We start from the raw sequence: 21866 nt of genomic DNA on the forward strand, positions 1-21866 counted from the left end.
AAAAGGTCGGGGCTTTTTATTGATACCCCCTACCTACTTACCAACCAACACTTCGGCCAGAAATATCAATATAACCTTATAAAATTCCACCACCGGTATCTTTGGTTCGGTCATCCCTTCGCTTACGTTGTTTAGCACGATTTTTTCCACTTCCAAAGCGATAGGAAAGCCCTACATAGACATTATTGCTCTCCCAATTAAAGCCTCCCGCTTGCTCATACGGTTGGTCTGCCTTGAAAGCAAAGCGCATGGTGTTGAAAATATCGTTGTAATTGAAACTGATGGTGCCCTTGCCCTCAGCAAAGCTGTAGCGTGCTCCCATATTTACAAAATACATGGGCTCTGCATTAAACTGTATGGTTCGGTTTTTACCGCGGTAAAACCCAAATGCTTGTAGTGTCAACTGCTTGGTCACCGTAAAACTGTTGTTCATGCGGAGGTTCCATGCCGTGTTGTCCACTTCTACGTTTTCCTCAACAATGTCATCTTCGGTTGGGCTGGGCACGTTCCCAGGCACACTTTCGGTGATACCCCGGTTGGTCTGGGAGAATAGGTCAAAACTACCGTTGATATTCCACCATTTAGTTGGGCGGTAATTACTGGATAGCTCAAACCCATAGGCCGAGGTCTTGGCAAAGTTGTCGTATGTCAATATGATCTTATTGAAATCCAATCGGTCTATGTAAACGGCCCGGTTGATTTCATCTTTGATGCTTCGGTAAAAAACACCAGCTGTGATGCTTCCGTTTTTAATACGGCGCGTGTAATTGACTTCATACGAATTGGTGAACTGAGGCACCAAATTTGGATTTCCGAAGGAAGAAATCAGAGGTGTGGCAAATTCCCGAATGGGATTTACCTGTTCAAGGCCCGGTCTGTCCACACGTCTACTATAGCTTACTTGAAATTGGTTTTTCTCGTTGGCATTGTAGGTTACAAATGCTGATGGATATACTTCGGTATACTTATCCGTAAAGGACCGAATATTGTTGGTATCCGCAGTAACTTCAACATCTTCTACGCGAACTCCCATTTGATAGGACCATTTTTTATAGGATTGACTAAAGGTGGCGTAAGCTGAATAGATATCCATGCCATATACAAAGTTGGTATTGGGCGTGGGTACCAAGTTCCCATTGGAATTAAAGGAAAACCCGGTTGATGCATAATCCACATCAGTTTCAAAATTCCGGGATTCAATTCCAATCTCCAGTTTTGAGATACTGTCCAATGGGTTCACATAATCCAAGTTGGCAATGGTCTGGGTACGTTCCGTATCCACAAAATCCATATAATCAGGATAAAGACTTGCACCAACCGACCTAAAATTGGCATCTTGGCCACTTTCAAAACGGTTGTGGTCCACTTCCAATTCTATGTTGTGCCCTTCTTTGTTGAAATCCAATTTATAGTCAAAATTGTATTGTTCACTGCGGTTGTCAGAGATGTCACCAAAAAATTGGGTCACATTTCGGGAAGCATCCGTATTATAGGTTACTTTGGTTTCACCGGTACCACTCCCATCAAAAATATTTTGGTTGGTGAAAAAAGATATGGTGTTCTTGTCGTTTAGGTAGAAGTCCACACCCAATTTGTAGAGGTGCGACTTGTTGTTGTTGAAAAAATCAAACTCCTGTAATGAGTTTTCATCGGTTCGGAATATGGTTCCATCATTCACATACTTGCCTATGTTATTGCCATAGTTTCCATAAAAGTTGAATTTTCCATTGCGGTAGTTCAAGTCAACGGAACTGTTGAATTTGGCCTCAACTCCTTTGGTAAGCCCAAGGTTCACATTACCATTAAAACCAATGTTGGCATTTTTGTGCAACACAATATTGATGATGCCGCTCATCCCTTCAGGGTTGTATTTGGCGGAGGGATTGGTAATCAATTCAATGGATTTAATGGAGGTTGATGGAATCTGGCGTAGCAATTGAGCCACCGGAACGTTGGACAATTTTCCATCGACCATGACCCTCACATTGGAATTTCCGCGAAGGGTAATATCTCCAGTTTGGGAGTCCACATTTACGGAGGGAATGTTGTTCATGATATCGGAAGCCGTTGCCCCAGCAGTTGTGAGGTCCTTGCCCACGTTTATCACTTTTCGGTCCACACGTTGCTCAATAGTGGTGCGCTCGGCCACCACTTCCACTTCGTCCAGCTCTCTGGTTTCTTCTTCCAAAATAATGGTTCCTAAATCTTGGTTTCTGTTGTTTTTGGAAATTACCAATTCCTGCGAATAGGTCTTGTAGCCAATAAATTGTACTTCAAGAATAAAAGAGCCATCGGGCAGTTTTTTAATTTCAAAACTTCCATCGTCCTCGGTAATGCCCCCAGTAATGGTCTCGGTGCCATTTTCAGACTTAATCACAATGGCCGCATAGGCAACGGGCTGTTGCAAAGTGTTGTCCACCACCGTTCCGGAGATGGAGCCCAAAGCGGTTTCTGGGTCATTGTTGTTTGAATAATTTGATTGAATGCTACACAAAGCCAGTGCAACAACTAGGAATAGTTTCTTCATGAGTTGTTCGTTTTTTGATTTGATTGATGATGATACCTACAAGACGTGCATGAAGAAGAAATGTTACAGATCAAATGGATTTTAACATTAATAGGGCTGGCGTAAGCTTATGGGATGGAAACGGACAAAGAGAGCATTGATAGGAAAAAAGAAACCCCGGCATCTTGGATGCCAGGGTTTTACATTGATAAGCTATACTAAACACTAACCATTAACTATAAAAAATACAGTCTTACCAATGAATAATATTATATAGACAATAGACGTCTTTTTTTTAAAATAGTTACAATCTTTGAACCAGTTTAACACATAAATTAACAAATGAAAAAAACACTTGTTTTTGGGGCTTCCTCAAACCCGGCGAGATACAGTAATTTAGCAATTCGTAGATTGGTTGAAAACGATATAAAGACAATCGCGTTCGGAGTAAGTGGGGGAACTGTATCTGGAGTGCAAATTAAGGACAACTTGGCTGAATTTCAAAATATTAACACCATAACCTTATACCTAAATCCAAAAAATCAAAAAGAATACTACCAAAAAATCATCGACCTTAAGCCCAAAAGGGTCATTTTTAATCCTGGAACGGAAAACCCAGAGTTCTATAAACTCCTTGAAAATGCAGGGATAGAAGTGGAAGTGGCCTGTACTTTGGTGCTGTTGGCTACAGGGCAGTATTAGGTTTTTCCTTGGAAATTCTTCCCTTTCTAATCAGCCAAAGACCAAAAAAAGTCAATAGCCCGTTCAAGGGCAAAAGTTCGTATCCCATTACATACCCGCCCAGATAGGAGGCCGGGATATTGGCCACCAGAACAATAATGGTCACGGAAAGTAGCGATACTGCCCAAACATAGCGATCCCTGATTTGGTGTTTGGTAAAAATACCAAAAGCAAATAGGCCCAACAATGGCCCATAGGTGTAGCCGGCCACCGTTAAGAGGCTATCAATGACATTGCTGCTCAGAATATATTTAAAGGCAATGATCACTATTATTAGCATTAGGCTCATGGCCACGTGGGTTTGCTTTCGGATTTTCTTTTGTTCTGCCTCGCTTTTCTTTTCAACATTCAAGAAATCCACACAAAAGGAGGTGGTCAATGAGGTCAGGGCACTATCCGCACTGCTGTATGCAGCGGCAATGAGCCCCAACATAAATGTAATGGCCAAAGTAAGTCCTAGGCCTCCGTTCAATGCAATTTCGGGGAACAGCAAATCGGTTTTTGGGGTGCCATCCATTAAGGGAATGCCTATCCCGTTTCGTTTGGCATAAATGAACAACAATACGCCCAATAGCATGAACATAAAAGTAACCCCCACCAGCACAAAACTAAAGGAGACCATGTTTTTTTGAGCATCTTTCAAAGATTTGCAGGTGAGGTTTTTTTGCATCATGTCTTGATCGAGTCCCGTCATACAAATCGTAACGAACATGCCCCCAACAAAAGATTTTATAAAATAATTACGGTCCAAAAAACTGTCGGTGTTTAAAAAGGCATTGTAGTCTTGGAATTCGGCGGAGGACAAAAACTCCCCAAAGCTCCAGCCCAATTCTCGGTTTATGAGCACAATGGATAAGATTACCGCTACTATCATAAAGAGAGTTTGAAGGGTATCCGTCCAAACAATGGTCTTGATGCCCCCACGGTTGGTGTAGATCCATATCAACAAGATGGAAATGACAACGGTAAACTCAAACCGTACCCCTAAGTCATCAAAAACAAATTGTTGCAGTACAATGGCCACCAGATACAACCTAAAAGCCGCTCCCAAAACCCGGGAAAGGAAAAAGAAAAACGCACCTGTCCTGTGACTGGTGCTGCCAAATCGTTCCAGTAGATACTCATATATAGAGGTGACATTTAACCTATAATACAATGGCAACAATACAAAAGCGACTGCCATGTAGCCAAAAAGGTACCCGATTACCACCTGCATGTAATTGAATTGAATGTCCTCCACCCAACCCGGGACAGAAATGAACGTGACCCCTGAAAGTGAAGCCCCTACCATTCCAAAAGCCACTACATACCAGGGTGATTGCTTTCCGGCCTTAAAAAAATCTATGTTGGAATCGTTTTTTCCCGTAAAATAAGAGATAAGAATCAGCACCAAAAAATAGGCGCCAATGAGCAGGAGAATTTGCGTCGCCGACATATATATAATTTGATTTGCAAAGTACGAAAGTAAATTGGTAAGTGTAAAATCGTAATTTTGTGGGAGAATAAAGAATATGGAGTTTTCATCAAAGCTTTTGGAAAATGCCGTTTACGAAATGTCGCAATTGCCAGGTATTGGCAAACGAACGGCATTGCGATTGGTATTGCATCTGTTGAAGCAGCCCGAGGAAAGAACCCAACTGCTGTCCAATGCATTGATGACACTTAAAAGTGAGATTAATTTTTGTAAAAGCTGCCATAATATTTCAGATACCGAAATGTGTGAAATATGCGCCAATCCCAAACGTGATGAAAGTTTGGTGTGTGTGGTTGAGGACATCCGGGATGTTATGGCCATTGAGAATACCTCACAGTACAATGGACTCTACCATGTTCTAGGTGGAAAAATATCGCCCATGGAGGGGGTGGGGCCGCAAGATTTGAACATCGCTTCATTGGTGGAGCGTGTAAAGGAAGGAACTGTTAAGGAGCTCATTTTTGCCTTGAGTTCCACGATGGAGGGAGATACCACCAATTTTTATATCTACAGGCAATTGGAAGGAATGGAAATTACTACCTCAACCATTGCCCGCGGGATTTCGGTGGGGGATGAACTGGAATATGCCGATGAAGTGACTTTGGGTAGAAGTATTTTGAACCGGGTTCCGTTTGAAAGTTCCATGAAAGCCAATTGAGCAACTATTAAATAATGAACATAAAACAATTTTAAGTCGATTTCTTTAGTATTTTTGCAAAATAGAAGTCAATATTATATCGTTAACTAAGAATATGTCAAAATTCGAATTGAAATTACCGCAAATGGGAGAAAGTGTCGCTGAAGCCACCTTGACCAGCTGGTTGAAGGAGGTGGGCGATACCATTGAGATGGATGAGGCCGTTTTTGAGATTGCCACGGACAAAGTAGATTCTGAAGTGCCAAGTGAGGTGGATGGTGTATTGCTGGAAAAACGATTTAACGTGGATGATGTCATTAAGGTGGGTGATGTGGTGGCGGTCATCCAAATTGAAGGGGATGCTGAAGGTACTTCAAATGGAACCGATACTGTTGATGAGGTGGAAGATGCGGTAGAAGAACCCGCCATGGCTTTGGAAAGTCAAATGGCACAAGTAAAGGAATCCGTTTCTGCACCAGCACATGATTTCTCAAGTTCAGAACGCTTTTATTCCCCTTTGGTGAAGAACATTGCCAAAGAAGAAGGTGTTTCCATGGATGAATTGGAAGCCATTGTCGGAACAGGTTTGGAAGGTAGGGTGACCAAGAATGATATCATGGCCTTTTTGGAACAACGTTCCACCAATGGAAGCAAACCAGCGGAAACCACCACAACTTCTACTGTGGAAGAAAAAATGGCCGCACCAGAACCTAAAATACAAAAAGAAGCTACAGAGAAACCCAAAACTGCACCCGTTCATGTTGGAAAAGAAGATGAGGTTATTCCGTTGACCCGAATGGGTAAACTCATTGCCCACCACATGATAGAAAGTGTGTCCACATCAGCGCATGTACAAAGTTTTGTTGAAGTGGATGTAACCAATGTGGTCAATTGGAGAAATAAAGTAAAGAAAGCTTTTGAGGACCGAGAAGGAGAAAAGCTCACCTTTACCCCAATTTTCATGGAAGCAGTGGCCATGGCCTTGAAAAAATACCCTATGATGAACATTTCATTGGATGGGGACAAGGTGATCAAAAAGAAACACATCAATTTGGGAATGGCAGCCGCCCTTCCCGATGGCAACCTTATCGTACCGGTCATCAAGAATGCGGACCAATTGAATTTGGTGGGCATGACGAAAACCGTGAACGATTTGGCCAGTAGGGCCAGAAACAATCAATTAAAGCCGGAAGAAGTTAAGGATGGAACCTACACGGTGACCAACGTAGGGTCTTTTGGCAGTGTCTTTGGCACGCCCATCATCAATCAACCGCAAGTGGGTATCTTGGCGTTGGGCGCCATTCGTAAAATGCCTTCGGTCATAGAAACGGACCAAGGGGAGTACATCGGTATCCGAAGTAAAATGTTCCTGTCGCATAGCTATGACCACAGGGTGGTCAACGGTGCATTGGGCGGAATGTTTGTAAAAGCAGTGGCCGATTACTTGGAAGCTTGGGACATAAACCGGGAAATCTAGCAGAAAACAGCCATATTTATTTTTCTATTCTTAATTTAGACCGATGAAGCCTAGATTCATCGTTTAAAATCCCCACATGCAATTACAATTAACAAAACCAATCTGTTTTTTTGATTTGGAAACCACAGGAACCAATGTGGTAAAAGATAGAATTGTTGAGATTTCCATACTAAAGGTATATCCTAACGGCAACAAGGAAAGTCGCACCTGGTTGGTAAACCCTGAAATGCCCATTCCACCTGAATCGGAAGCCATCCATGGGATATCCGATGAGAAAGTGGCCAATGAGCCCACATTCAAACAGTTGTCAAAAGAAATCTATAAAATAATCAAGGACAGCGATTTGGCCGGCTTCAATTCCGATAGGTTCGATATTCCCCTTTTGGTAGAGGAAATGCTGCGGGCCGATGTGGATTTTGATATGAAAAATATGGTGTCTGTGGATGTGCAGACCATCTTCCATAAAATGGAAAAGCGAACCCTTGAGGCAGCCTATCAATTCTATTGCGAGAAGAGTTTGGAAGATGCCCACAGCGCAGAAGCCGATACTTTGGCCACTTATGAAGTGCTGTTGGCTCAATTGGAGCGCTATCCAGAATTGGAGAACAATGTTAAAAAGCTCTCCGAGTTCACTACCCGAAAACAATCGTTGGATTTTGCAGGATTTATTGGGATAAATGAAAATGATCAGCCTATTTTTGCCTTCGGAAAACACAAGGGCAAAACGGTGGATGAAATCATGGAAACGGAGCCCGGTTATTTTGGTTGGCTATTGAATGCTGATTTTCCACTGTACACCAAAAAAGTCCTTACCCAAATCAAGTTGAGCAAGCTTAACAACAAGTTGTCCTAAACAATTCAGAACCCCATGAAGTTGATATGCATTGGCAGAAACTATGCCGCCCATATTGATGAGCTAAAAAATGAAAGACCGGAGGAACCCGTTGTTTTCATAAAACCCGATTCGGCTATTTTACCCAAGGAACAAGACTTTTACATTCCGGAATTTTCCAATGATGTGCAATATGAAGTTGAGGTTTTGGTGAAGATCAAAAAGGTGGGAAAGCACATCTCCAAACAATTTGCGCACAAATATTATGATGATATCGGTCTGGGAATTGATTTTACCGCTCGGGACCTTCAATCCAAATTAAAAGAAAAAGGACTCCCATGGGAGAAAGCAAAAGGTTTTGATGGTGCCGCAGTGATTGGCAAATGGGTTTCCAAGGACAAGTTTAAAAACGTTGATGATATAAATTTTTCATTGTATAAAAATGGTGAAAAGGTGCAGGATGGGAACACATCTTTAATGTTGTGGAAGATAGATGAACTAATTGCCCATGTTTCTACTTATTTTATGTTGAAAAAAGGTGACATACTCTTCACGGGTACACCCGCTGGTGTTGGTAAAGTAAGCCCAAATGACTACCTTTCAGGTGTTCTTGAAGGAGAGCAACTATTTGAAATTAATGTAAGATAATGATTTACAGCCTCGATAAGATAAATGAAATGGCAGAAGGGGACGAGGATTTCGTAACCTCTGTAGTTTCGGTCTTTCTGGAAGAAGTTCCTGTGGACTTGGATGGCCTGGAAAAGGCCATTGCAGAAAGAGATTATGAAAATGTGTACAAATTGGCACACAAAATAAAACCCAATGTGGATATTTTGGGCATGGAACAGACTCGTGCCAGAGCTCTTGAAATTGAGACTATGGGTAAAAGCACGGCCAGCATTGAGGAGATTGAGGAGAAATTCCCAATGCTCAAAAAAGATGTACTCCAAGTTGTGGCCGAATTGAAAAAAGACTTCGATTTATAGATGCAAGCCGAGATCATCACCATTGGGGATGAAATTCTCATTGGGCAGATAGTGGATTCCAACTCCGCTTTTATTGCTAAGGAACTCAATAAAATTGGCGTTTCTGTGTACCAAATCACTTCGGTGCAAGATGACAGAAGCCATATTTTGCAGTCACTGGAGGAAGCGGGTAGGCGCTCTTCCGTAGTGATTATCACTGGTGGATTGGGACCAACCAAGGACGATGTTACCAAACATACGCTCTGCGAATTCTTTGATGATGAATTGGTGCAGGATGAAAAAGTGCTCAATCACATTGAAGAAATCTTTAATAAGTATATTAGCACTCCCATTTCAGATTTAAACCGGCAACAAGCTTTGGTACCTACCAAGGCTACGGTGCTTCATAATGCTTTTGGTACCGCACCAGGGCTTTGGATGAAAAAAGGCAATACCGCTTTTGTTTCGCTTCCTGGGGTGCCGTATGAGATGAAAAACCTCATGACCCGTTCCGTTTTGCCCAAGATTGTGGAAGAATATGAGCGCCCCTATATCCTTCACAAAACCATCATGACCTACGGACTTGGTGAAAGTTCCATTGCCAATAAGATTGAGGATTGGGAGAACAACCTTCCGGATTTCATAAAGTTTGCCTATTTACCCAATTTGGGGCGGGTACGGCTTCGACTTTCTGCCAAAGGAACGGATAGGGATTTTTTGATGGCCGCCATAACAGACGAAGTGAAAAAACTCTATCCGATCATTGGCGACATTATTGTTGGGGAAGAGGAGGATCAATCCATAGAATACCAAATTGGCCAATTGCTCACACAAAAACAACTGACCTTGGCCACGGCAGAGAGCTTTACCGGAGGTAAAATAGCGGAGCATATTACTTCGGTAGCTGGTGCTTCAAAGTATTTTAAAGGAAGTGTGGTCAGTTATGCCACGGAAATGAAAGTGAAACTGTTGAGTGTGCCCAAAGAATTGATTCAAAAGCACTCGGTGGTCAGTGAAGAAGTGGCCATTTCCATGGCGAAGAATGTAAAAAGCATCATGGATACTGACTTTGCTATAGCCACTACAGGTAATGCGGGTCCAACAAAAGGGGATTCAGATGCTGATGTGGGAACGGTCTATATTGCCATTAGCACCCCAGAGCGTACTTTTGCACAACAATTTGCCATGGGAAACCTACGGGAACGAGTGGTGGAGAAGTCTGTGAACAAGGCGTTTGAGCTGCTTTGGAAAGAAATTTTAAAATTCTGAAAAAGAATTTTGTACGTCCCACCAAAATGGTATAAATTTGCACCCTCAATAAAATCACTCAAATAGTTAGGGAGATGTCTAAAGTTTGTGAAGTTACAGGAAAAAAGGTGATGTTTGGAAACAACGTTTCCTTTTCCATCAATAAAACCAAGAGAAGGTTCGATGCGAACATTTCCAAAAAGAGATTTTACGTTCCTGAAGAGGATCGTTGGGTGACCTTGAACGTTTCAACCCGTGGATTGAAGATCATCAATAAAAAAGGAATCTCTGCTGTATTGAAGGAAATCAATTCCAAAAAGTAAGTAGTCTAAGCGTTTAAGTACAATACAATGGCAAAGAAAGGAAATAGGATTCAGGTAATTTTGGAGTGCACAGAGCACAAGGAATCTGGTCAACCAGGTACTTCCAGATACGTTACCACCAAGAATAAAAAGAACACGCCAGATAGGATGGAAATCAAAAAATACAATCCTATCCTTAAGCGTATGACCGTTCATAAAGAAATTAAGTAATAGGTTTTTCAGAAACCCGAAAAAATGTAAGCCATGGCAAAGAAAACAGTAGCAACACTTCAATCATCTTCCAAAAGATTGACCAAGGCCATTAAAATGGTAAAATCTCCAAAAACTGGAGCGTACACTTTTGTGGAATCCGTTATGGCACCAGAAATGGTCAACGACTGGTTGAACAAACAATAAGGATTGATTTACACAAAATATTGAAAGCCACTTTTTAAGTGGCTTTTTTAGTTTTCATCCACAGGTTTAGTTTTTGGGAGCTGCCTGTGCGCCAGCGATTTTATGTTAAAAAAACTCCCCGTACTTTCCTATCTTTGACCATTGGTTAAGAAAATAAAATGAGTTTATTCAAAAATATATTTTCAAAAGACAAAAAAGAGACTTTGGACAAAGGCTTGGAAAAATCCAAAACCAGCTTTTTTGGCAAATTGGGAAAGGCCGTGGCCGGAAAGTCCAAGGTGGACGATGAGGTATTGGACAACCTTGAAGAGGTTTTGGTCACTTCCGATGTGGGCGTAAATACCACCCTAAAGATTATCGATAGAATTGAGGAGCGGGTATCCCGCGATAAGTACATGGGAACCGATGAACTCAATGCTATTTTGCGTGAGGAGATTGCCGGACTACTTTCGGAGACCCACGTGGGCGAAGAAACCGAATTTACCGTCCCAAAGGATAAAAAGCCCTACGTGATCATGGTGGTTGGTGTTAATGGCGTTGGAAAAACCACTACCATTGGAAAATTGGCGAGCCAGTTTAAGAAAAAAGGATTAAAAGTGGTGCTGGGAGCAGCGGACACCTTTCGGGCGGCTGCCATTGACCAATTACAGGTATGGGCAGATAGGGTAGATGTTCCTATTATTAAGCAGAAAATGGGAAGTGACCCTGCTTCTGTGGCGTTTGATACCCTAAATTCGGCCGTGGCGGAAAAAGCCGATGTGGTTTTGGTGGATACCGCTGGACGATTGCACAACAAAGTCAACCTGATGAACGAACTTTCCAAAGTAAAACGGGTCATGCAAAAAGTAGTGCCCGATGCACCTCATGATGTACTCTTGGTGTTGGACGGCTCCACAGGACAAAACGCCTTTGAACAAGCCAAACAGTTTACCAAAGCAACCGAAGTGACCAGTTTGGCCGTGACCAAGTTGGACGGAACTGCCAAAGGTGGTGTGGTCATTGGCATCTCGGACCAATTTCAGATTCCCGTAAAATATATTGGCGTGGGTGAGGGCATTGATGACCTTCAGGTCTTTAATAAATACGAGTTTGTGGATTCTTTTTTTAATCTTAATTGAACCAACGGCTTGGGCCAAGAGTAGTTGCGTGGTTTAGTGGTTAATTTAGCAATAACGGCACCATTACTTTGGCCATTGTTATGGGCAGTTCTTATTTTTAATACTCAACATAATTCTCATTTGCATATACTTTTAGATTTTCCAAACCTATAGACTTTCTTCTTTCATCAACTTCAGATTCTTTCTCTATGGGATAGAATTTTTTAATGCCGTTTTCTTCAATAATTGCCTGACCAAATTTTTGTTTTTGATTAGTGTTCCTACAGATACGATCATTCAATTCAGCAAATAAAACAGGTTCTGGTTCAGCAGTATCAAGCGTATTCTCTAATAACTTTAAACATTTTTTCTGAAAGTTTAAGTCATAAGAGTGTTGAGCTATGGCCCAGGCCATCCAAGTACCATCTTTTCCTATCATACTACGGTTTGGCCATCCATATTGTTTAATTATTTTATTTAAACGAACTGTATTTTGGTCAACTATTATTTTTTGTTTATCCCATTGTCCAACCAAATCTTGGTCTTTTTTCCACATCCGTTTCAGCTCGTTTCTTAATCCAGGATGTGATAAAGTTTCTGAATATTTTTGTTCAGATTTTTTCATTTTAGTTTTTAACGCATTCCATCTTTCATCCTTATGAAGTACTTTCAGTCGATTATTTCTTTCCCATCGTGCTAAATCGTACATTCCAGCATCAATACATTTTTCCAGCAATTTAAATGAAGAGTCAAGTTCACTGGCATTTGCGTACATTATGGCCGCATAATAGTAATGTTCAAAGTTATCAGTTCCTTTTAGCTGGGCTCCTTTAGCAATTAATTCTCCAGCATTTTTAAAATTTCCCTTAGCTCTTTCCTTTTTTCCTTGGTAAATAAGTTCGTCCCATGTCTGTCCAAATGCGTTAAATCCAAACAGGATGATACTTAAGAATAATAGGTTTTTCATCTAAGTTTCTTTTACTATATGAAGAATAAAGCCTTAGATTGTTACTTTGTCTAAATGGCACGGTCTAGTATAACCATCAGTTACGGGTTTTAAGTTGCTATTTTTCGGTTTAGAACTGGCCAGTAAATCGAAGATTCGGTGAAGCCGATTCTGAGCGGATTCGGACAGCTTGTCCGCCTTTGGCGGATAGTCGAATTTGCAGTAACTGCGGTTATGAATTATTGGCTACAGTTATTTTTTATAATTTTTCATTCAAGTCTTGTCTTCCAACAATAGCCATAATGTCAACACTATTTTCATTTATTTTAAAATAAATACTGTCAGTTCCGCAAACGCAACGTCTATACCCTTTTTTTATATGATCAACTGACTCAAATGAAAAGGGTCTTTCCGTAATTAGATTAAAATATTCAAAAAATGAGTTGAAATAGTTATCTGCTTGAGTCATACCAAATTTTTTGACTCCGTAGTGGTGAATCCGAATCAGGTCATTTTTGGCCTCGTTGCTTAATCGATAGTTAGCCATCAAGTGAAGACTTCGATTGCGCTAGAATATCCTCTATGCTATCATTCGTAAACCCGCTATTTTCAGCTTTTTCTATTTTAGCACGAATCCAGTCAATTTGGATTTGTTGTTTTCGAGCTTGTCTAATCAAGTCGTTGACCAACTCACTTTTGCTCGAATACTCATTATTGTCCACTTGGCTTTTTAGCCATTCGTCATTTGGCTTTGTAAACGATATACTTTGTCTTGCCATAACTGTGTTATTTGATGTAAAAATACACCAAATATGAATCACACACAAACCTTAGCTATTGGCCTGCGTATTGAGGTGTTGTTTTATTTTTAGGACTGCAAGAGATAAATATATTCCCATAACTCCGCCGAATGCCCTGTCTTATTGTATTTTTGCAGACCATTTAGAACAACTATGCGGACAAAATCCCTGAAGAAGAATAAAATCAATGTGGTGACCTTGGGTTGTAGCAAAAATGTCTACGATTCAGAAGTGTTGATGGGCCAATTGCGTGCCAGCAACAAAGAAGTGGTCCATGAAGAGGAAGGCAATGTGGTGGTAATCAATACCTGTGGTTTTATTGCCAATGCCAAAGAGGAGAGCGTCAATACCATTTTGGAGTACGTTCAAAAGAAGGAAGCCGGGGAAGTGGACAAGGTTTTTGTGACTGGATGCCTTAGTGAACGCTACAAACCAGATTTGCAACAAGAAATTCCCAATGTGGACGAATATTTCGGTACCAGCGACTTGCCAAATTTGTTGAAAGCTTTGGGCGCCGATTACAAACACGAATTGTTGGGCGAACGTTTAACGACCACGCCCAAAAACTACGCTTACCTAAAAATTGCCGAAGGTTGTGACCGTCCTTGCTCGTTTTGTGCCATCCCCCTGATGCGGGGCAAGCACAAGAGCAAGCCCATTGAAGAATTGGTGGCAGAATCTGAGAAATTGGCCGCAAAAGGCGTCAAAGAACTGATTTTGATTGCCCAGGACCTTACGTATTATGGACTAGACCTTTATAAAAAACGAAACTTGGCCGAATTGCTCCAAGAATTGGCCAAAGTGGAGGGTATAGAATGGATTCGATTACATTATGCGTTTCCTACCGGATTTCCTATGGATGTTTTGGAGGTAATGCGAAACGAGCCCAAAGTCTGCAATTACATCGATATTCCTTTACAACATATAGCCGACCCAATTTTAAAGAGCATGCGCAGGGGAACCACCCATGCGAAAACCACCAAATTGTTGCAAGATTTTAGGGAAGCTGTTCCCGAAATGACCATCAGAACCACTTTGATTGTGGGGTATCCCGGAGAGACGGAGGAGGATTTCCAAACCTTGAAAAACTGGGTAAAAGAAATGCGATTTGAACGCTTGGGCTGTTTCACCTACAGTCATGAGGAAAATACCCATGCCTATTCTTTGGAAGACGATGTTCCCGAGGAAGTGAAACAAGAACGCGCCAACGAGATCATGGAAATACAATCCCAAATTTCGTGGGAACTCAATCAAGAAAAAATCGGAAAAACATTTCGTTGTATCATTGACCGGAAGGAAGGAAACTACTTTGTGGGTCGTACCGAACACGATTCTCCCGATGTGGACAACGAAGTGCTCATTGATGCGGCCAAACACTATGTTAAAATTGGTGATTTTACCCAGATTGAGATTACGGAGGCCTCAGATTTTGACCTGTATGGTATACCTGTTAGTGTTTAATTGACAGTGGATTAGACGTATTCAACTGATATTTGTCATAGTCCGTTTTAGCTTTAGCTTGTAGATTTGATGTTATTGTAAACATTAAATCACACTGCTATGGTCAACGCTTTGAACAAAGAAAAAGTAAACCTGGTTGTTACATTTCTTCGAATTTTTATAGGCTGGCATTTTTTGTATGAAGGTGTCATTAAACTGTATAACCCCGAGTGGACTTCCTTTGGGTATTTGGCTACGGCCCAAGGCCCGTTAAAACCTTTTTTTGCTTTGCTGATAGGGGAATCAGTTATAGGTTGGGTAGATGCATTGAACATTATTGCACTCCTAGTGGTAGGCGCAACCTTCCTTTTGGGATTTTGGGAACGCTTCGGCGCCGTTGTGGGAATAGGGTTATTGGCACTCTACTACTTGGCCCATCCTCCATTCCCTTGGTTGGCACAACTCAATGTGGAGGGCAATTATTGGTTTGTGAACAAGAATCTTATTGAGCTTATCGGCTGTATTTTGATTTACTACTATCCAACGGGTCATTTCTTTGGATTGGGCCACTTAAAAACAAAAGAACACCTCAAAATTGAACAATCATGAAATGGACTAGAAGGGACTTATTGAAAGGCTTGGGGGGACTCCCCATTTTAGGTGCGGTTTGGTGGGCCGGCGCCATCAGCGCCACTTCAAACAAAAAAGAACGTTTGGAAATCTTGGAACAATTGAACATTAGGCCTTCATTACCTCCAACGGTTCCAGAAATTGGAGGTGAACCCGTTCGTGTGGGCATCATCGGTTTTGGGATACGGGGCGAACAGCTCTGCAGGTCTTTGGGCCATGCCACCACAGCTTGGATGGAAGAAATGCGTTTGGCAGCTGAGGAAGATGCCAGCAATCATGCCTTGGAGGATTTTTTGAAACAGGATAAACTCAATGTAAAATTGGTGGGCATCTGCGATGTATTCGATGTTAGGGCGGCGAATTTCATTGAAGCTTTTGCAACACCCGATAACCCCATCAAGAGATACAATACCTATAAGGAAATGATTCAGAGCGGGGATGTGGATGCTGTGGTCATTGCCACACCAGACCACTGGCACGCTCCAATGTCCATTGAAGCCCTCAACCATAACGTGCATGTGTACGTGGAAAAACCTATGACTCACACCGTGGAGGAAACGTACCGCTTACGTACCGCTGCACAAAACTCCAAGGCCGTTTTTGCTGTGGGACATCAGCATAGACAAACCTTGAGCTTCAGCACCGCACGTGACATTGTGGAAAAAGGAACCTTGGGCCATGTGTCCCTCATACAGACCAATACCAATAGAAATGATGACAATGGGGCTTGGAATTACGATATCCATGAAAAAGCTAGTCCAGAGACCATTGACTGGGAACAGTTTTTGGGTTCGGCCCCAGCCATTCCTTTCAACAAAAACCATTTTTTCAGATGGCGAAAGTGGTGGGCCTACGGCTCTGGACTTTCAGGTGACTTGTTGACCCACGATTATGACCGACTCAATTGCGTGTTGAATATGGGCATACCCACATCCGTAAGTGCTTCTGGAGGTATTTATACCCATAATGACGGCAGAAATGTGCCCGATGTCATCCAAGTAAATATGGAGTTCCCCAATTTCAGCACTGGAAGCAGTCAGGTAAAAGGCAAGGAAAAAGGAATGACTTTCTGCTACAGTGCCACTTTGGGCAATGGTTTCAACAGACCTACCATTCTCATGGGCCATGATGCTACCATGGAGTTGGGCAACAAACTAACGGTTTGGCCCGATGGTGCATCAACGCGTTACGCAGATATGATTGAAACTGAAAAGATGAGCCCCAATGTTCCAATATACCAATATGACCCAGCTACCAACGCGCCAGATGCCATTTCTTCCGCTACCTCTCAATATTTTGCCGATAAAGGACTCATGTGGACCTATATTGATGGGGTCCGGGTAGATTCTACCTTTTTGCACATGCGGGAGTGGTTGAGCGTCATTAAAAATGGCGGAAAAGTGAGTTGTGGCATTAATGAAGGGTTTGATGAAGCTATTTCTGCCCACATGGCCGGACTTTCATGGAAATTGGGCCGTAAGATTGAATGGGATGCCGAGACCGAGACATTGAAACCCATTGAAGGCATCGATTTTGACCAAGTGCTTTTGGGCAATGGCAATTGGCACCCAGATTCTAAGCTGGTGGGGTAGGTACTACATGTTTACAAATTCAAATCCGGATAATGGGATATTTCTCAAATCGAACTCTGTTTCGTTGAGGAGTATCCCATGTTCCAAATAGGCCTTGAGGTTGGCCAGCCAAAATGTCCAGCCATTGCTACAACCATGGTGAATGTTCAATTTGCTGTCCTCATCCGTTGGAATTTCATGCTGCCTTAAAATAAGAAGTACGGCATTGTCATGGTCTTCGAGTGTCACCGAAACCTTACTGTTCGCAAAGGTAATCTCCAAAAAATCGGTTCCGTTGGCCTCTAGTACCCTTCCGGTTTCTTGCCCGTCCCAATTGTGCCATCTCCAAATGTATTCGTCCCCTGCTTGAACATTTTCATCGGGCTTTCGTTCCTTCCCTTCCGAAGTATAAATGGCCTCACTCAAAAACCAGGACGTTATACCTTCGGAAGTGCCCCAACACCAATAGAGTTTTTCTTTGGGTGCCTTAATGAAAATCTTTTTGGTAAACTGGTCAAATGTCAACTTGCTCATCGCTTTCGTTTAAATTCGTACTCATATAATTCGCGACCCAACTGCGCCAAAAATGGACTGCCTACTTCATCGTAATTGTAATCGTCATCGTTAAAAATTTCATTGCTGTTCACCAAAATGGTGGCATTGATGATAAAATCGATGTTGTTTTTGGTATCCTGAATATAGGCGCAGTCGGTTAGGGTGCCGTAGGCATATCCCACTTTGTTATATATTTTGATGTGCTCGGGCATAGGGTCATAGCTATCTCCAAACATGAAAAATTTTACATAGCTGTCGTAATATTCCTCCGGGTCGTACCCCAATTTGGCGGGAAGGGTATGCATGGCCTCCAACAAAAAATTACGTTGTTCTACGCTCAGGTTAAATCGCTGTTCTTTGGGAAAGGCTTCCGGAAAAATGATGCGTTTCAGCAATGCGTTCTGGGATTGGATGGGGAAATAGTTTTTTAGGGAGAAATTAAAGGGTTCCTTCTGAAGCAAATCATCTTCATAATACGCTTTCCCCTTTTTTATTCTTCGCAGTTTTAGTGGTTTTGCAGGGGTGTTGATGATAGGCTTGCTCAAAACCGTTGTGGAATCGTTCAAATAAACGATCAAGGGTTTGGTGGTTACATCATCCCCATTTGGTGCAGACAGTCTATGGGCAATTCGGATAGGCTGTACGCCTCTGTTCCGCATACGTTTGTTGAGGTCGTCCTGCCCTAAAAATTCAATCAGTCGGTTGTTGGCGGCATTGTCCGAAACCGCAAAGATTTCTGAAATGGCCTTGGCAAAGGTGGTTTCCACAGCATCACCTTCCACATAGAACCGGGTGTGCATGGAAAGGGAATCAATTTCGTTTAATTTTTCAAGAGTGGCCACGGCTGAAGGAAATTTGGCGGTACTGGCTGGATAAAAATAGTTGTCAGGATTTACTTGAAAATCAAAATCGGTAAAAAAGATACTGTCGTTCCTTCGGTCTATCTGGGTGTACCGTATTTGGAGTTCATGCGCCTTTAGGTTGTCCATCACCCGAGTGATCAATGGACTTTCTGAGCTGAGTGCTTTCTCCAAAGGGTCTGTGTAATTGACACTGCTGCAGGAGGCTGCAAAGAGCATCAACCCAAAAAATATAAACCTGCCCCACATGATGGATGTTGGATTTGTTCAGTGTTTGTCTACATAAATTTCGCCTCTATGCGGCTTTAGAATATCTCGTACTTCTTTCAGTTCAAATTCGGCTACCACAAGAAATGTTGTACTATGTGCTGGGCTAAAGTGTTCCACTCCGGTAATATCAAATTTCAACTCTTCAATCACGATAAACTCTTCAAGGTGCTTTTGATAGTGCTGCGCAATGCTCGCTGCACTGGGTCCCCTGAAATCCCAAATCAGTTTAATTTTTCGGTCTAAAGCTTTTTCCATGATGCTAAAGGTCTTTAACAGAGGTTCCGTTTTCGGCGAAGGCCTTAAAATCTTCCATATATTTTTTGGACTGTTTTTTAAATGCCCCTGGCATTAAAAAACCCATTAGTTTCATGCCAAAGCCTGAAAAGTGGAATTCACTTTCCGAAACCCACCGGGTTTTACCATCTTCCTCTTTAAAATAGTTTTTTTGAATGTTATGTACACCTTTGGTATCGTAGGTGGTATGCATTTCTTCGGGAAGATTTCTTTTTATAATGGTCTCCACCATGTCCATTTTTCGATTGCCCATTGTGTAACTCAGGGCCATCTGTGCACCTTCCTGCCCCGGATTTTTTGAAAGTTGTTCATAACCCACAAGTCCTCGTTGCCAGTGCTTCATGTTCTCGGGGTCATCAAGTTTTTTGATAAACTCATCACGGGGGAGCTCAACAATAATTTCCGTGGTATACTTCATTTTTTGATTGGTTTTGCACTAATGTAATAATTTCTTTGAAGGAATGGCCTACTAAAAATCTGTTAATGAGAAAGGAACCTACTTGTAAGGGATTTTGTAATTGTTATTTTTGCGGAATGCTTACGCTCCAAAAAAATAGTCTTTTCCTACTTTGCGTCATGGGTGCTCTTTTGGTTTCATCCTGCGAAGGCCTTTTTAATAAGGAGGAAGAGCGGGAACCACTGGCCAGGGTTGGTGATACCTACTTATACAAGGAAGACATTGCTTCCCTTATCCGTGATGATATGTCCGCCGAAGACAGCACCTTGTTTGTTACGGATTATATCAACAACTGGGCTTCCAAACAATTGTTGTTGTCCAAATCAAAAATTAATCTGTCCGAAGAGAAATTGGCGGAATTTGATCGTTTGGTGTCCAACTACCGCTCGGATTTGTATACAAGGGCCTATATTGAGGCATTGGTGCTCCAAGCCCAGGATACGGCAGTGACCAACTCCCAGCTTCAACAATACTATGAGCGGGAAAAGGAAAACTTTAAACTCAACGAAAAGTTGGTACAACTGCGGTTTGTGGGTATGTCCGAACAATTTTTGGACAAGGATCAAGTAAAGGCACGGATCAGGGATTGGAAACAAAGTGATAAGACCTATTTGGATTCCATTGCCGTACAGTTCAAAAAAATGCATTTCAATGATTCCATTTGGGTAAGTGCCTCCAGGGTCATTGAAGAAATACCACCCTTAACTCCTGTAAATGAGGCGACCTACTTAAAAAAATCACAATTTTTTGAGTTACAAGATTCGTTAGAGGTATATTTGGGAATGGTGACCAATGTGTTGGAAGTCAATGACACGGCTCCCTTTGAGTACATTGCTCCGGATATACGGCAACTTATTTTGAACCGACGAAGGTTGGATTATGTAAAAAAACTTGAAACCGAGATTATAGATGAAGCTATTAAGAAGAATGAATTTGAGGTTTATGACAAAGAAAAATAGAATTGTAACGGCCATGGCCGTTTTTGCCGCCATAGGTATGCTGCGAGCACAAGATTTGGACGAATCCATGGCAGTTAATGACACCACCAGTAACTCCAACAAAGTGAAATTGGATGGTATTGCTGCGGTTATTGGGGATTATGTGATTTTGGAATCGGACATTGACAAAACCTTGATCGATTTAAAAAGTCAGGGTGCATCAACCCAAGACATTACCCGTTGCAGTCTTTTGGGGAAATTGATGGAAGACCGATTGTACGCGCACCAAGCAGTACAGGATAGTTTATTGGTTTCCGATGATCAGGTAAATGCCACAAGCGATGGGCAGATTCAGCAACTCACCCAACAGATTGGTAGTGTGGAAAAAATGCTGAAGTACTACAACAAACCAGACATGGAAAGCTTTAGGCAAGAACTCTTTGAAATCAACAAACTACGCATGCTCTCCGAAAAAATGCAGAGCAAGATTGTTGAGGAAATTGAAGTGACCCCGGAAGAAGTACGCCAGTTTTTCAATAAGATTCCAGAGGATGAAAGACCAGTTTTTGGTGCTGAATTGGAGATTGCCCAGATTGTAAAGCAACCAGAGGCACCAGAGGAGGAAAAACAGAAGGTCATCAATCAACTAAAGGAAATCAGACAGGATGTGCTTGAAAATGATGCCAGTTTCAATGTTAAGGCCATTCTGTATTCCCAAGACCCTGGGTCAAAATCCAAGGGAGGATTTTACAGCATGACTCGTGAAACGCCTTTCGTTAAGGAATTTAAGGATGTGGCGTTCAGTCTTCAGGAAGGTGAGATTTCTGAACCCTTCAAGACCGATTTTGGATATCACATCATCTATATTGAGAAAATTAGAGGTCAAGAAGTTGATCTTAGGCATATTTTGTTGATACCTGAAATTCCCAAAGAATCCATTGAAAAAGCTGTGCAGGAGTTGGATACCATTCGCCAACAGATTTTGGATGGCAAATATACCTTTGCCGAGGCTGCGCTAAATTTTTCGGATGAGAAAGAGACCAAGTTTGATGGTGGACTGTTACGGAACCCTATCAATTTTGACTCCCGTTTTGAATTGACCAAAATGGACCCCACACTCTACAATCAAGTACGGAACATAAAGGATGGTGAAATATCAAAACCCATCCGCGAGGATGATCCTAGGGGAGGGGCACCAAAGTTCAAGATCATGAAGATTTCCAACCGTTTTGATGAGCATAAGGCGGATTTTGCAAAAGACTACCTAAAGATTCAAGAATTGGCACTTCGCGAGAAACAGTTCAAGGCAATCAAAGAATGGATGGATGAACATATAGAGGACACCTATATCCACGTAAACACCGAAAACAAGGACTGCGATTTTGCAAACAACTGGGTAAAGGAATAAA

At 41.9% G+C, this 21866-nt stretch carries 25 protein-coding genes; 16 read left to right on the forward strand and 9 right to left on the reverse strand.

Annotated features, from left to right (window positions below):
* Positions 1-76: 76 nt before the first annotated feature.
* A complete protein-coding gene (locus FG28_RS12155) occupies positions 77-2527 on the reverse strand; it encodes an outer membrane beta-barrel family protein (RefSeq protein ID WP_036383194.1) in 2451 nt (816 codons plus the stop codon).
* 321 nt (positions 2528-2848) lie between these two features.
* Between FG28_RS12155 and FG28_RS12160 the strand changes: the two genes are divergently transcribed.
* Complete coding sequence (locus FG28_RS12160; RefSeq protein WP_036383196.1) at positions 2849-3208, forward strand: CoA-binding protein; 360 nt, start codon at positions 2849-2851, stop codon at positions 3206-3208.
* Here FG28_RS12160 and FG28_RS12165 read toward each other — a convergent pair.
* Complete coding sequence (locus FG28_RS12165) at positions 3192-4682, reverse strand: sodium:solute symporter (protein ID WP_036383198.1); 1491 nt, start codon at positions 4680-4682, stop codon at positions 3192-3194. The genes FG28_RS12160 and FG28_RS12165 overlap by 17 nt on opposite strands.
* 76 nt (positions 4683-4758) lie before the next feature.
* Between FG28_RS12165 and recR the strand changes: the two genes are divergently transcribed.
* The 10 genes from recR to ftsY all read left to right on the forward strand — a co-directional run bounded on the left by recR (position 4759) and on the right by ftsY (position 11717).
* Complete coding sequence (gene recR, locus FG28_RS12170; RefSeq protein WP_036383200.1) at positions 4759-5379, forward strand: recombination mediator RecR; 621 nt, start codon at positions 4759-4761, stop codon at positions 5377-5379.
* 94 nt (positions 5380-5473) lie between these two features.
* Complete coding sequence (locus FG28_RS12175) at positions 5474-6835, forward strand: dihydrolipoamide acetyltransferase family protein (RefSeq protein WP_036383202.1); 1362 nt, start codon at positions 5474-5476, stop codon at positions 6833-6835.
* Between the two features lie 76 nt (positions 6836-6911).
* Positions 6912-7688: a 3'-5' exonuclease gene (locus FG28_RS12180; protein ID WP_036383203.1), complete on the forward strand. Its 777-nt coding sequence runs from the start codon at positions 6912-6914 to the stop codon at positions 7686-7688.
* Positions 7689-7703: 15 nt separating this feature from the next.
* Complete coding sequence (locus FG28_RS12185) at positions 7704-8315, forward strand: fumarylacetoacetate hydrolase family protein (protein WP_036383204.1); 612 nt, start codon at positions 7704-7706, stop codon at positions 8313-8315.
* Positions 8315-8653 (forward strand): Hpt domain-containing protein, encoded by a 339-nt coding sequence (locus FG28_RS12190; RefSeq protein WP_036383206.1) that lies wholly within the window; start codon positions 8315-8317, stop codon positions 8651-8653. Before FG28_RS12185 ends, FG28_RS12190 begins: the two co-directional genes overlap by 1 nt.
* Positions 8654-9901, forward strand: coding sequence for a competence/damage-inducible protein A (locus FG28_RS12195; RefSeq protein WP_036383208.1), 1248 nt, complete (start codon positions 8654-8656; stop codon positions 9899-9901).
* A gap of 74 nt (positions 9902-9975) precedes the next feature.
* Complete coding sequence (gene rpmB, locus FG28_RS12200; RefSeq protein WP_036383210.1) at positions 9976-10203, forward strand: 50S ribosomal protein L28; 228 nt, start codon at positions 9976-9978, stop codon at positions 10201-10203.
* A gap of 27 nt (positions 10204-10230) precedes the next feature.
* Positions 10231-10413, forward strand: a complete 183-nt coding sequence (rpmG, locus tag FG28_RS12205; RefSeq protein WP_036383212.1) for a 50S ribosomal protein L33 — start codon at positions 10231-10233, stop codon at positions 10411-10413.
* Positions 10414-10446: 33 nt separating this feature from the next.
* On the forward strand, positions 10447-10599 hold the full coding sequence (locus tag FG28_RS20475; protein WP_072879696.1) for a DUF4295 domain-containing protein: 153 nt from the start codon (positions 10447-10449) through the stop codon (positions 10597-10599).
* Positions 10600-10757: 158 nt separating this feature from the next.
* Positions 10758-11717: a signal recognition particle-docking protein FtsY gene (gene ftsY / locus FG28_RS12210; RefSeq protein ID WP_036383214.1), complete on the forward strand. Its 960-nt coding sequence runs from the start codon at positions 10758-10760 to the stop codon at positions 11715-11717.
* 97 nt (positions 11718-11814) lie between these two features.
* Here ftsY and FG28_RS12215 read toward each other — a convergent pair whose 3' ends face one another.
* The 3 genes from FG28_RS12215 to FG28_RS12225 all read right to left on the reverse strand — a co-directional run bounded on the left by FG28_RS12215 (position 11815) and on the right by FG28_RS12225 (position 13421).
* Positions 11815-12663 (reverse strand): DUF6624 domain-containing protein, encoded by an 849-nt coding sequence (locus FG28_RS12215; protein WP_036383216.1) that lies wholly within the window; start codon positions 12661-12663, stop codon positions 11815-11817.
* Positions 12664-12901: 238 nt separating this feature from the next.
* A complete protein-coding gene (locus FG28_RS12220; protein ID WP_036383218.1) occupies positions 12902-13189 on the reverse strand; it encodes a type II toxin-antitoxin system RelE/ParE family toxin in 288 nt (95 codons plus the stop codon).
* Positions 13182-13421, reverse strand: a complete 240-nt coding sequence (locus FG28_RS12225) for a type II toxin-antitoxin system ParD family antitoxin (RefSeq protein WP_036383220.1) — start codon at positions 13419-13421, stop codon at positions 13182-13184. The genes FG28_RS12220 and FG28_RS12225 overlap by 8 nt, the downstream gene beginning before the upstream one ends.
* A gap of 174 nt (positions 13422-13595) precedes the next feature.
* Here FG28_RS12225 and rimO point away from each other — a divergent pair, with 174 nt between their 5' ends.
* The 3 genes from rimO to FG28_RS12240 all read left to right on the forward strand — a co-directional run bounded on the left by rimO (position 13596) and on the right by FG28_RS12240 (position 17104).
* Positions 13596-14903 (forward strand): 30S ribosomal protein S12 methylthiotransferase RimO, encoded by a 1308-nt coding sequence (gene rimO / locus FG28_RS12230; protein WP_036383222.1) that lies wholly within the window; start codon positions 13596-13598, stop codon positions 14901-14903.
* Positions 14904-15002: 99 nt separating this feature from the next.
* The gene (locus tag FG28_RS12235) at positions 15003-15491 is read left to right on the forward strand and encodes a DoxX family membrane protein (RefSeq protein ID WP_197062593.1); all 489 of its coding nucleotides are present in this window, start codon (positions 15003-15005) and stop codon (positions 15489-15491) included.
* On the forward strand, positions 15488-17104 hold the full coding sequence (locus FG28_RS12240; RefSeq protein ID WP_036383225.1) for a Gfo/Idh/MocA family protein: 1617 nt from the start codon (positions 15488-15490) through the stop codon (positions 17102-17104). Before FG28_RS12235 ends, FG28_RS12240 begins: the two co-directional genes overlap by 4 nt.
* 3 nt (positions 17105-17107) lie before the next feature.
* Here FG28_RS12240 and FG28_RS12245 read toward each other — a convergent pair whose 3' ends face one another.
* The 4 genes from FG28_RS12245 to FG28_RS12260 are packed head-to-tail and all read right to left on the reverse strand — an operon-like array spanning position 17108 to position 19480.
* On the reverse strand, positions 17108-17617 hold the full coding sequence (locus FG28_RS12245; protein WP_036383228.1) for an SRPBCC domain-containing protein: 510 nt from the start codon (positions 17615-17617) through the stop codon (positions 17108-17110).
* The gene (locus tag FG28_RS12250; RefSeq protein ID WP_036383230.1) at positions 17614-18747 is read right to left on the reverse strand and encodes a serine hydrolase; all 1134 of its coding nucleotides are present in this window, start codon (positions 18745-18747) and stop codon (positions 17614-17616) included. Before FG28_RS12250 ends, FG28_RS12245 begins: the two co-directional genes overlap by 4 nt.
* An 18-nt stretch (positions 18748-18765) precedes the next feature.
* Positions 18766-19023: a hypothetical protein gene (locus FG28_RS12255; RefSeq protein WP_036383232.1), complete on the reverse strand. Its 258-nt coding sequence runs from the start codon at positions 19021-19023 to the stop codon at positions 18766-18768.
* A 4-nt stretch (positions 19024-19027) separates the two neighbouring features.
* The gene (locus tag FG28_RS12260) at positions 19028-19480 is read right to left on the reverse strand and encodes an SRPBCC family protein (protein WP_036383234.1); all 453 of its coding nucleotides are present in this window, start codon (positions 19478-19480) and stop codon (positions 19028-19030) included.
* A gap of 158 nt (positions 19481-19638) precedes the next feature.
* Between FG28_RS12260 and FG28_RS12265 the strand changes: the two genes are divergently transcribed.
* Positions 19639-20478, forward strand: coding sequence for a peptidyl-prolyl cis-trans isomerase (locus FG28_RS12265; RefSeq protein ID WP_231562623.1), 840 nt, complete (start codon positions 19639-19641; stop codon positions 20476-20478).
* Positions 20462-21865: a peptidylprolyl isomerase gene (locus tag FG28_RS12270; RefSeq protein WP_231562624.1), complete on the forward strand. Its 1404-nt coding sequence runs from the start codon at positions 20462-20464 to the stop codon at positions 21863-21865. Before FG28_RS12265 ends, FG28_RS12270 begins: the two co-directional genes overlap by 17 nt.
* Position 21866: the final 1 nt, after the last annotated feature.

This window comes from Muricauda sp. MAR_2010_75, assembly GCF_000745185.1.
GTDB lineage: Bacteria > Bacteroidota > Bacteroidia > Flavobacteriales > Flavobacteriaceae > Flagellimonas.